The organism is Pseudomonas rhizosphaerae (assembly GCF_000761155.1).
GTDB classification, from domain to species: domain Bacteria; phylum Pseudomonadota; class Gammaproteobacteria; order Pseudomonadales; family Pseudomonadaceae; genus Aquipseudomonas; species Aquipseudomonas rhizosphaerae.
Genome location: NZ_CP009533.1, coordinates 2,029,724 through 2,042,036 on the forward strand (window position 1 = coordinate 2,029,724; position 12,313 = coordinate 2,042,036).

General features: G+C 48.2%; 6 protein-coding genes and 1 pseudogene. 1 reads left to right on the plus strand and 6 read right to left on the minus strand.

The genetic code is table 11. From position 1 onward, the window contains the following. Positions 1-6 precede the first annotated feature (6 nt). The gene (locus LT40_RS09125; RefSeq protein WP_148308544.1) at positions 7-1,821 is read left to right on the plus strand and encodes a hypothetical protein; all 1,815 of its coding nucleotides are present in this window, start codon (positions 7-9) and stop codon (positions 1,819-1,821) included. 133 nt (positions 1,822-1,954) lie between these two features. Here LT40_RS09125 and LT40_RS09130 read toward each other — a convergent pair whose 3' ends face one another. From LT40_RS09130 to LT40_RS21225, 6 genes and pseudogenes are all read right to left on the minus strand, one after another. After that, positions 1,955-2,836 (minus strand): class I SAM-dependent methyltransferase, encoded by an 882-nt coding sequence (locus LT40_RS09130; protein WP_052393362.1) that lies wholly within the window; start codon positions 2,834-2,836, stop codon positions 1,955-1,957. A gap of 93 nt (positions 2,837-2,929) precedes the next feature. Continuing rightward, positions 2,930-4,264 (minus strand): alginate O-acetyltransferase AlgX-related protein, encoded by a 1,335-nt coding sequence (locus tag LT40_RS09135; RefSeq protein WP_043189118.1) that lies wholly within the window; start codon positions 4,262-4,264, stop codon positions 2,930-2,932. Between the two features lie 3 nt (positions 4,265-4,267). Beyond that, positions 4,268-5,299, minus strand: a complete 1,032-nt coding sequence (locus LT40_RS22035) for a glycosyltransferase (RefSeq protein ID WP_420329687.1) — start codon at positions 5,297-5,299, stop codon at positions 4,268-4,270. Between the two features lie 384 nt (positions 5,300-5,683). Continuing rightward, positions 5,684-8,046: pseudogene (locus LT40_RS20935) on the minus strand (glycoside hydrolase family 99-like domain-containing protein); the annotation flags it as partial. A 119-nt stretch (positions 8,047-8,165) separates the two neighbouring features. After that, positions 8,166-9,719, minus strand: a complete 1,554-nt coding sequence (locus LT40_RS21680; protein ID WP_043189120.1) for a hypothetical protein — start codon at positions 9,717-9,719, stop codon at positions 8,166-8,168. Between the two features lie 118 nt (positions 9,720-9,837). Continuing rightward, complete coding sequence (locus tag LT40_RS21225) at positions 9,838-12,300, minus strand: glycosyltransferase family 2 protein (RefSeq protein WP_084139770.1); 2,463 nt, start codon at positions 12,298-12,300, stop codon at positions 9,838-9,840. Between the last annotated feature and the right edge of the window lie 13 nt (positions 12,301-12,313).

Here is a 12,313-nt window from a genome sequence, read left to right on the forward strand (position 1 = left end):
TACGCCATGTACCTGGCGTGGCGCGATACGCTGCGTCCCTGGATGAACCCCGCTTCGTTCGCGTCCTACCAGCAGCTGTATTCGGAACATGGCATTGCTGATCTGGTAACCCTGGAGTGGCTGCAGACAGCCTTCCCGGCGCTCCAGCTCGGCGACATGGCCGACTTCAACCATTTCTGGTTCTACAGCTTCCTGGCCTTCGTCGTCAGCAAGGCAGTGAGCCTGGTAGGCCTGGTTCTGGTGCCCCATCAAGCGTTCCTGGCGCTGCACTGGCTCTTGCTATGCATCACCGGTATGACCGCTTACCGCTTGTATGGAAAGCGCGGCATCGGCGTATTCACGGTGCTCACGCTTTTCTCTCCCATGCTCTGGTTCACAGACAAGGTTCACACAGAGGTGCTGACCTACTGCCTGACCTTGATGGGCATCATGTTCGTCTTCTCCAGGCTGTACCTGGCGGGTGCGTTGGTCATCGGCATTGCCGCCACGCAAAACCCGAGTTTCGCGCTGGTAGCGTTCATTCCGTTCGCCTATCGCTTCGTGCTGTTGCGCACGCAACGTTTCACTTTCTTCGAAGTATGCCTGGTGGTCGGCACTGCATTTGCCGTACTGGCGCACCCGATCTACTACTTCCTGAGATTCGGTGTGATTACACCGCAACTGCTCGCCGGTGGCGCATCACTGGGCAGCAATCTGTCGACGTTCTATATCTGGATCCTGGACCCGGACCTGGGCCTGTTGCCGAACTGGCCGGTCGGTGCGTTCTTCATCTTGACCGCCGTAGCCCTGGCCAAGTGGGCGAAACCCATAGCCGGGGAGGGTGGCGACAGGGCCTTCTATGTGTTCCTGGCCGCCTTCTTCCTCATCAACTTCTATGCTCACTCATCGACCATAAACCTTAACTCAGCAGGCACACCAGGTGTTGCCCGCTACTCGCTGTGGTACCTGCCGGCATTCTTCCCGGTTGTCTATTTCGTGGCACGCTGCCTACCCTTCGGGCGCTTTATGACAGCGCTGTGGGCCTTGGTACTGCTGGCACTGGGCATCTATGGCATACAGCAAAACAACCCCGTCAAACCCGAGCAGTATTCGTCTCCTTCGTGGTTGTCCAACGTCATTCAAACCAACGTCCCAGGTCTCTACTACCCGCCAGCCGAAGTATTCACCGAACGCTACTCAGGGTATGGCGAAGCCATCAAGGTGTTGAAGCCACGTGCCGTGCTTGGGCCTGACTGCCACAAGCTGTTCGTCTTCGCAGGCCAACGCGAGCGCATGGTCACAGCACCGTCGTCGTGCACGCTTGACCTTAAAAAGCTGGAGACTCTGGTAGCGACCGATTTCGTCGGAGTGACCGAAGACCAGTATGTTCAACTCAGCAAAGACCAGCTCGCTTCCGCGGCATTCATAATGGCCCCCGGTAGCTATCAGGTTGGTACGTCCGGTACCGGCTCGCCTGTGATAGGTGATGGCTGGTTCGCCACAGAGCCGTGGGGACGGTGGTCAAGCGCGAATGCCACGTTGGTATTGCCGTGCAATCCCGCGCAACCCTACGCAGGGAAAGAAAGCCTCAACTTGGCGCTGCACCTCGAAAGCTTTGCAGATCAGCCTGTACAGATCAGCCAGGACGACAACGTTCTGTTCGACGGAGCGTTGCCTGCGGATGGCTTGGTTCCGATCAAGGTGAAAGTTGACAGCTGTAGAACCCCGATCTTGAAGCTGGACGTGCATGTCGAGAATGCAAAGTCTGCGCTTGAGCGAGGGTTGTCGGATGATCCGCGGAGGCTTGGGGTGGGGTTGCGGGGGGTTGAGGTGTTGCCTTAACGGAAAAAGGGAGGGCCCAGCCGCTGGTGCTGGGCTCTTTAGCAAGCTGCGTCCAGTGTTCCACAAAAATTACCCAGCCAATTAATAGTAGGGTAGGTGTAAGACCTGTCACGCCAAACTTGAGTCGGGCACGCTATGTTGCAGCGCTATTCGATTTTTGGAGTGTTTCGATTTCGGCTTCAATCAGCTCAAGCTCCAAGGCAGCATGCAATCGTGAGGTTTCAAGAAGGTTCATCCTGGTGTGATAATCGGCCGTAGATTGATCAGGGGGAACAGACAATGTGCCATGGGAGGCCTTGATAGACACAACTTGCTCGTGGCATCCGGCAATATTTCGACGGCCCAGTGCATTTTCTAAAGCCGGTTTCCTTCTAATAATGCACATTGAGTTGACAAATTCAATGGAGTGAATTTCAGATAGCAGCGATTCACTGAGAGCTGGAGTCAGGCCATAAGCTTTCAAATAATCGGCCCTTGTTCGACCAATCTGCCAGTGCTCGTGATTTATGATGTCAGCAAGTTTCTTGAAAAAAGCCATCGCGGAGAGCGGATAATTGAGTCCGCCCTCCCAGTCCGCCCAATAGCTACAGTGCAGATCTTCAGCAATAAAAATTCCACCCTCACTGATGAAGCCGAACATATCAGAAAAAGTTCGGATTATATCGGAGCTGGTGTGGGAGCCATCATCGATGATGATGTCGAAAACGGGTGAGCGTTCCGTTAATTTATTCTGAGTGTCCTGATTCTTTATGTCACCAATAACAATATTTATTCTATTGGAATTGTAGCTGAGTGAGGCACACTCTTCGTTGATGTCGCATCCTGAGATCGATGTAGCATTGGGAAAATATTTATCCCAGATCTCCAGTGAGCCGCCGTTCTGGATGCCGATCTCGAGAATCGATAGAAAATGTTCTCGAACAGGGCTAAACAATCTATCGTAATGGTATAAATAGCTTTGCCACTTGTCCGAAACGCGTCCGACATGCTGATTATAGATTTCGTCTAACACCATAATTTTTATCTACTCTCTAAAGCTGAATTTGTTAAGCAGTGCAGGAGGCCGGGCCGGTGAAAAAAGCACATCGGCCCATTCGTTAGCTGTGCGTCACATCGTGCTCAGCGCCTTGTAAAAATTATTTTTGTGAGATGTCCCAAATTGGTAATTAGCCACCTTGAATTTCAGGCGCTCTCTTTCAAGATCAGTGAGCCGTTGAAGCTTTTCGGCGATCACGCTTTTGATTGAATACGTGCCGTAAACAGCAGGGCACTCCAATATGAAGCGTGAATTTGACTGAAGTAAGACATGGTCAGGACGCTCGTGATCCAATATCGTTGTATCAACGGATGCACTGCTATGAACTTGAACCACGCGGCTAAAAAATAACGTAAGTGGTTTAACTAAACTGTCCGAAGATGAGCTGCCAAAGACGACCAACGTACGATGCATGTGTGCTGAGGGATTCTCGAACACAACGATTTTGCCGTTGTTGTTAATGTGATTATTGAATGTCACAGCCAAGGCGGAATCGGGTATGCTGAAAGCAATTCTAGGATGCAGCGGTGGGGGGTCTAGCTTTTCAGCTAAATCCCCTTTGCTCTGCTCAATGGTATAGCTGATTTTCATATGCCGTTCAAAGCTTTCCATGTCCAAGCCAAAGCTCGAAATGATCCGCGTGAACGCTACATAAGCACCATAATCCGTCCAGTGCGTATCGCCTTTCCAATAGGTAAGAGCCTTGTCATGGGTCAGCTCGGCGAGTGGGTAGATAAACCTAGCATCCGCTTTGAAAAGTTCAACGAACTGATTAGGCGTATTGAATGGACTACATGCATGCGGATAGTACTCAGGCAGTACATATTCCTTTCCGGGGGCAAGCAGAAATCGCCATTCAAAACCGCGTTCATTAGCAGCTGTTGAAAAATGCCGGATGTAATCCATCCAGTCGTGCTTTAGCTGATCATCTAGAATCACGTCACCCACATACTGCTCGACGCTATTGTTGGTGTCGTTGTCCAGAAAGAGCCAGCCATCGCGACCTATTTGCACTTTTGAAAGTTCTTCAAAAAAGAACGTGCCTAGCCAGCAGGGTTGATCATCATGCGTCAAAGCGATATCAAAAGACGGAACATCTGAGCTGGGGATATTAGTCACAATGCTGAACCCGCATGTCAGCACAGGTCGAGTACCCTTGAACTCACCTGAGAGCGCTTCTGCAACATCGGTTCGTTCAATGTCGATAGGGCCGCTAAACCGCCGGCCAGCGATATCTATCAAAACGTGGGTAGCTTTATGAACACTCAAAACCCAGCCACTGATGGTAAAGGGAGATCCGTCGTCCCGGGACTCAAAACTAGGCGCCGGCTCTTCGAGATTCCAAGCATGTATAAGCTCAGAGATACTTTCGGCCTTAGCCGGAATAAAATTTCGAAGAGTGGTCATAAGTTAATTAGCTCCAAAGGTTCGTTGTCGAATCTTCTCTCTGAGTTCATCGAGGCGGGTTTTGCATTTCTCGAAGAGATCGTTTGTTATAACCGAGTCTCGAGACTCAGTGTTTGTGATGGCAAGCGTGTGTGCTCTATCGGTACAATGCAGGTAATCGCCAATGTAAAAATTCTCACTCAAAGAAGCCCAGTCAGTCGTGGTCTCATCGAAAATCTGCAACGTGAGGTAGTAGTCTTCCATGAATTTCTGGTCTGAGAAATACTCTAGCGCATTAGCATCAAACTTTGATTTGTCCAGCATGAAGCTATGAAGTGGGGCATGGTTTGTCTCTAAGAACTCTTTATAGGTGAAGCCGTATTCGTATGTTTTATTTCTTTTAATGAACCGTTCCGACTCCGATTCGTAGGTTGTATCATACACGCGTCCAAACGTAGCTTTGGATTGGGTCGTTTGAAGTCTATTTATTAGGTAGCTGTAGGAATCGCTGAGCATGAGATCGTCATGGTCTAGGAAGGCAACATAACGCGAGGTCGCTGCGTTCAGTCCATCATGTAGAAGTTTGGCTCGAATATCCTGGGAGTTATTATGGGAGTTGAATCGCATAATGGATATTTGGGTGTTGGGTGAGTAATTAAAGTTATCGCACAACGACGTCAATGCTTTAAATTGCTGTTGAGATAGATCTTGGGCGCATATGAGTGGTTTGACGACGCAGGAATGGATGGCTGCCAAACTCAGCAATGCATTTCTAAGCTCACTCAGGTTGTCGTTTTTGTGAAATCTAATGATAGTCGTTACCTCGGATAGAAGGTCCGGGTTTTGAGTTGTAACTTTCGTTGGAAACACACGGGCTTTATGGCATATTTTGAATGTCTGATCTCTGTGGCCCGAAGGAATGAGGATAACAGAGTTATTGTAAGCACTCTCGGAATGTACGGAGCAATGGCCTACGTCTTTTTGTAGTTCTTGGGATGCGCCGTATTCATTCGATATGATAACGGACTCTGTATTGATTGAGTGAGCCTTCCGCATCTCGCTGATGAAACTTTCAGTGATCAGTGCCAGCTTTCTAAACTGTAATTTGAAAGACGGTTTGTGCTTCGAGAGCTGAACGATGGGGCATTTTAGTCTGTTCAATTCGTCAGCGGCAAATTTATTGCTTACCACGATTTTTAGTTTGCTATTGCGAACAGAAGCAGCCAGTTGTTTGAAAAATTTTAGTTTGGTAAGGGCGTCTGAATCCAGATCTCGAATAAGATAATCAGGAAGTTCGATTTCAATACATGTTATTGCTTTTAGATTGGGGTTTGAGCCGATGTCGTCTGAATAGGGTATGTTGGACAGTGCTCGGCCCACACTATTGAGGTACGCATATCCAAAATTTTCATCTGGTTCTAAATGCGCACCCTCCGCCCATTCGTTCCAGGCGTTGATAACAACTATCTGTCGGTCTGTAGGGAGGTTTTCTTTGGTGTAGGAAATTGCGCTTTCAAGCCAATTCTGAAATTTCTCAGGCGTGCTGTCATGCACAATATGGGCTTCCGAACCATAACGGGCGGTATTATCCCAAGCCGGAACAAGACTTCTGAAATACTCGAAGTCTTTTGAGCTGGTCTGATCCATATAGTAACTAGCGACGTCATCATATTTGAGAACACTGCCATTCACCGGCCAATATTTATGCAAAGTGTCCCTGATTTCAGGGGCATTACCAGCGGTCCAGTCATGTAATACCCTTTCCAGGGCCCCATCCATGCCGTAGTCCCTAGGGTCGGTGGCACCTCTGGTCATGATAGCGGTGATGTAAAGCGGCGGTATGCCATGTTCTGCACACACTTTGTTCCAAGTGCTGATGTACTGATCGGGATTTGGAATGGATGATGGACGATAAATATAGAGAACGGGTCGGCCATCTATCGTGATGTAGCGACTGTCTTTCAAAAATGGCACGAGATACCGTATGAATGCTTCAGCATCTTCTTGTGAGTAATTTTGCGATAGCAGTACTTCGGAGTCGTTCCCATCCCAGCGCTTAGTCCAGTTCTCATTGGCCCAGCAGAAGCAGTAAGGCATGTCTACATCTTTGTTGGCAAGCAACATGCGAGCGGGCTCTTCCAGAATCAATTTCCCGAGAACCAATAGTGATAGAAAATTTGGCCATGCACGCCGGCCACTTTCATAAGCTGAGCCTGCTTTTTTAGAACGGCAGGGGAGTCCAATAGGTAATAACCGATGTCACTATGTGGCACATGTTGTTGGTAGTGCTCATTGAACAAAGGCGTTGACGTTTTAACCTTGGTCCACTCGGTAAATCCTTTTCCATGCCACTCATCGTTTTCAGGGATAGGGTGAAACTGAGGCAGATAGAATGATAAAATCTTGATAGCCTGTTCATTTATAAGCTTGGCGTAATTTCTCTGCGGCTCATAATATAGTTTCCCTATGTCGCTTTGACCGTTAAGAAGCTTCAGTATTTTTCCAGGAGCGTTGCGCCCGCTTATCAATATTATCCGTTCCAAAGCGTGCGCTAAAGTACCATCTGTGGGTATGGGTTCTTCAGGGAAATTTTCCCAGCCCAGCGACATCGAAAGGAAAGGCGAAATTCCTTCCTTGCTTGCCCAAAACATTGAACCTTCAGGGAATTCGATTTTTTGGAAGTCCGAGATACTGATGTCAAGATGTTCATGCAGTACTTCTCGAGCTATATCGTAATTTCCCGCCCAGCCTGATGGATCTTTAATGTAATAGCTTTGGCCTTCGGGATATATAAATTTGGTTTCGCTGTTTATCAAGCTCAGTATCTTGTGAACTTTATCTTTCGAGCCGAGCAAAGAGTTGAGGATCTGATCGCCCCAGCGCTCAAGGTCTTGAGTATGTGTGCTTTTCTTCGTATGTATGTGACACACTGCGTCGTAGGCTTGAAGCTCTGCGCCGAACTCGATTATAAATGGTGCTAGATCTCTGCCTTTGTTAGGCACCGTTTTTATGTTCAGTTCCTGTATGTTGCTGACGTGCTTGACTATCTCTTCCGATATTTCGCGAGTGGACGTGCAAGGGGTGGACACGAAAAGATCGAAAGCAAGGGGTATGTTGTTAAGATGCTGAATCATCTTCTGAAGCATGTCAGGGTAAAATAAGTGCAAGTGTATCGCGACCGTCATACCGTCGATCGATTGTGGTGATCCGCTGTATACTGAGCTTTCCAGGTAATAGGGTATACTCGAGACATTCTGCGTTGAAGCGGCTTGTTCAGGCCAGCCACTTTTACTGAAAAGCCGGTCAATACCATTGATCTGGCTTCTAAGCGCGCTGACTTCTTTACGTACGCTATCGCGGAAGGTTACAAATGAATGCACTCGTTGTTCGTGTTTTCCGAACATTTCAAAGTGTTGTTGCGCAGATCCAAATACACCGTCTCTTACCGCTTCTTCAATATCAGGGTACACATTGAGATAGATAGCTTCATCAAACGCATCCGGTTCGTGGTATTTGTTGGCGACTATCCGAGTCAGCATTTCAGAGCGTCGCACTGATTCATTCAAGGTCGCTAGTATGGGGGCTCTCAATGCCGCCATGTCCTTCATAAGCTTTTCCTGAATAGTATCCACCTTCTTGGTTTTCTTTTGGATTCGCTGTTTAGCTAGGCGTATATTGTATTCAACTATCTTTCCAAGCTCAGGATTTTCTTTTCTTGCCCGCTCATAGCTTTTTATCGCACTTCGATAATCTTCAGCGCGAAACTGCTCGTTGGCGATTGAAAGGCTGGTCTTGGTTTTCATAATGGGGTCACTGTAGATTCAGTCTATGATTTAAGAGGGCTGATATTCGCTATTGCCTGTTTTGTACAGATTAAATCCGCATCAGCCTCTTCGTTTTACCGTAGGTCCACGGAGGCTAATTAATTTTTGGATGTGGGTAATCGAACAAGGTCTTTGGTTTGTAGTCTGGCCGTAGAAGGTGTCTTTGCTGCTTTCCGACCCTTTTCTCGGGGCTTTTCCGGGCCGGCCGATGTATTTCTGATCAGTATCTGTTTCAACGATTCGCTGACGACCTTCCATCGTGTGCAATCTGCGCCTTGCAAGGCACCCGTAAAAATAAGGTTATCCAATTGGGTCGGCAAGCTAACCACTATAGCGGTTATTAATAGCTTGTCTTCATCCTGCAGCAGGTTCCACACGTTCGTATCCATCGCATGAGGCATCGCGAATCGAAGTTCTAATCGCTTCCCCCGATCATCATCGCTTTCTGCAAACCAGCTGTGAAAAGCATGTGCACTGCTTTCAAAAAACTCCAATCTAGGATTTTGGCCAAAACTCTCGTTAATGTCGTTGGCGCTCGCGAGCTTATACTCAAATTCTGGCCACACTTTGTGGCCAAGCCGAACATTTTTCAAAATAATGGAAATCGATTGATAATTATCGAGATTAGCAGTGCTAGATATGAGCACGTCGTCATATCTAAGAAGTCCTGGCCAGCCTTGCAGCAGGTGGTCCAAAACCGAAAAGCCATTGATGAATTCATCTTTATTGAAATTGGCGAACTTCGTGAGTTCGGTATTCTTCACGGCTCTTAAGACCTTGCGCACCAGTTCGCAGACCATTAGCCAGTCTGAAGAACCCAGTTCGCTCAAAATAGCATTGCCATGTTGCATCACTGGTCCTTGAGTAGCGACCAGGGGTAGCTGGTTGCTTTGTTTGAACGCAGTCGGCCATTTAATCAGCGGCGAACAAGCAGCTGAGCGATAAAGAGTGATGGTGCCTATGCCACTGCACACTTTCGTATCAAAGCGTAAGGTCGGAATATATAGATTGTTAATATAAGTTTGCGTCACAATCCAGCGTAACGTTTCATTGTCGACAACATTTACTGAAATCGAGTCACACTCCCAGTAATGAGGGTTTTTGTTTATGAAGGACTCGATACGATGCTGCTGCCTCTGTGTCATGTTTCTTTCGTCGACCAGTCTTTCAATAATCTCTTGGGATTGATGAAGCTGGAATAGCAACTCCCTATTTTCATCCTGCGCATTTATTTTATCGAATTCTATCAAGGAGGCTGTCTTGAAAGCAGCCTGTTCTTCACTTACCAGTCTCTTGTTCGCTTTCTTTAGGCTTTCGCAATCTTCATTTAGTATTTTGATTCTGTGCAGCGCGGCTTCGTGCTCTTCAAATATCTCGTGTAAATGCGCAGTGCCTGTTTGTCCTTTTATAAGTCCGGTTGATCCGGTGGAGATATCTTCTTTCAGTTTTTCGATAAGCGCGTATTTGCTTCTTAACTGTCTGTTAAAATTTGCTACTGCTTTCTCTGAATCAAAAATAGTATTTTCGATTTCTTTCTGCAGTTTTTCCAGGCTTGAAGTTATGGACGTCCGAGCTGAAAGGCCCGTCGCGATGACTGGCTCTTTGTCCAACGGGTGCAGGCTCTTCTCACTTCGCTCTTTTTTTGCCGTCATTGTCGGTGTGTCCAATATCGTTTCGACTAAAGTTCAGGTTGAAGTCGTATGCTGATAGCGGTGTAATTCATCACGCTGCATCATCGATCAGCACCCGGATCCGCAAGTCCTCTTAACGCTATCCACTGGTTCGCACTAAATTATCGTCTTTCAAGGACAAAGCGTGTAATGAGCGCAATGGCTTTCTCGAAGCCGTTGGCTTATCGAGCCCCCTTACGGTCGACAGCGGTCTTGGAGGTAGTGCGAGGCCTCCGTAGGGTCCTGTCTGATAATCGTGACTCAACCCAGGATGGTAGTAATCATCCACTTGTCCATTGTCGGTCCAATTGGATCTGAAAAATCTCTGTTCGCGCTGTCCCCGGGCAATGCGATCTACAGTCGAATCTTTTCCCCGGCTGGCAGACTCCGCATGAATCAGTTCAGCGAAAGGCGTCCACAACACTTTCAAGCCTCGTTCGCGTATCCTTAGGCATAGATCCACATCATTGAACGCAATAGGCAATGAATTCTCATCCATTCCACCCAGTTCTAGATAGATGTCTCTAGGCGTAAGCATGCATGCACCGGTAACGGAACTCTGGCACCGAACGACCTGATTCATCCCAAGATAACCAGCATCCTGTCTAGCACTACTATTTCCCGCATGTGCCGCGAGCCCGTTTATACCTATGGTGACGCCACCATGCTGTACCATGCCGTTCGCCCAGAGTAATTTGGCACCAACCGCTCCAACGCCTGGCCGCAGTGCTTGGCTTACCAATTCCTTGAGCCAATCGGCTTCGAGAATCTCGATATCATTATTTAACAAGCATAAAAACCTGCCAGTTGCAATTTCAGCAGCTCTATTGTTGACCGCCGGATAGTTGAACGGATACGGATGAGGTAGTACATGCACACCGCGGCTTTCAAGTTCGGCTAGATAAGCGAGGGTCCTGGTGTCGCTGGAATCATTATCAACTATAATAACCTCTAAATTATCATAGTCAGTATGTCCCAGTACGCCTTCGACGCAGGTTCTCAAAAGGTCAACTTGATCTCGTGTAGGGATCATTATGGTTACCCGTGGAAGGACCTCTGGCAACGGCCAGCGTGCTCTCAGTAGGCCCGGATACCCCGTGACATCGTCCAGAGTCGCATCACTTGATAAACATTGAACAAGCCAAGCTATAGACTCTCGTCGACTGCTTGTCTTGGGATCCTCTGCGGGGGTTCGCGCTAACCTATTGCTCCTGTGGTACACTACGCGCGGTAAATGCATGACACGTTTGGAGTTAACTACAGTCGATAGTGCCATACCAGCCAGAAACATGTCCCAGCTTAATTTGCCTTCATTCTTGCAGTTCTCTGTAAGATCAATCGCGGCGTTCACCGCTGACATACTAAAAATCGCCCCTGGGGAAAATACGTCCTCGCCTATGAAAAGATCTATATCCCAAGCAGGTTTGAGCCAAGGTGCGGTGCGTCGGCCGCTGATATCGTCGCAGTCGCAGTCTCCATAGGCCCAGTCAACGCCTTCAATCATTAGTTCTTGCAATTGATCAAGTGCAAAAGGCGCCAGCCGATCACCCGCCATAACCGGAATGACATTACGGCAACCCTGTGACTGTAGACTTTTTAACGCGTCAACTACATCATCGCTTGAGCAGCACTCTATCGCTTTGGCTGGATGTCTTTGAACCAAGCTAGCCATGGAAATCGCTTCAAGTTCCTTTGCCTTTTTCGTGAGCACAAGAATCCCGCAATTGACAGGTTGATCATGCAGCATCGGGGGGGCGGATTGAAACGCTTCGTACCATTCATGGTAATGGTTGAATCCAGCACTTTTGGGCAATATGAGCTCATGCTGCTTAGCTACTTCGGCCAGTAATTGAATATCTGGATCATTCAGTTCACTCGCTTTTTTATTGCGCAGTATACCTTCTATTCCTTCTGGCCAAGTGCACACTGTGATTGGGCTGCCAGACAAAGGCTCCCCGCGGTCGTTTTCTATAGTCAGGGTATGAACCCTGCCGTCGGCCAGTTGCCACGGAAGGTCCAATTCAAACGCATGATCGTTTGTATTTAGATAAGACAAGGAGTGGTGCGCCAGATTCGCTACAGTGCTGGTGAGCTTCTGGCCGTGTTCGATTACGTTTATTGTGACATTCCGATTTGGACTGCCTGTATCCCAAGCCCAACCATAGATTTTAAGGCCCCCTGTGTGCCAGACCTGCGAGGCGGCATTTGACTGTCCCGCAGAACGAGGTGCCGGCAATGCGATACCGTCGCAGAGCCAATACCCGAGGTTTGCGACTCGGGCGGAGATTTGTCTGGCATTGGTTAGATAGCGTTCCTGTATTTTCATGGCGAAGCCATGAAACCCGTCACCGATGATAGGATTCTGAATAAACGCCTCAGCCCTCGCAAATCCTACACTCTGGCCGTCTGCGAAAACTTCTACGACAATTCTCGTCTCGGTATGATCATCGTCTATAGCCCAGCCTTGAAGCACGTCGCCATACAACCCGGTGATTGCTCCTCGCACGCTTGGCTTGATTTTCATAGAATGCTCAGCGTCAAATTCGTCATTTAGTAATTTCATGCCTGGGCGTCAC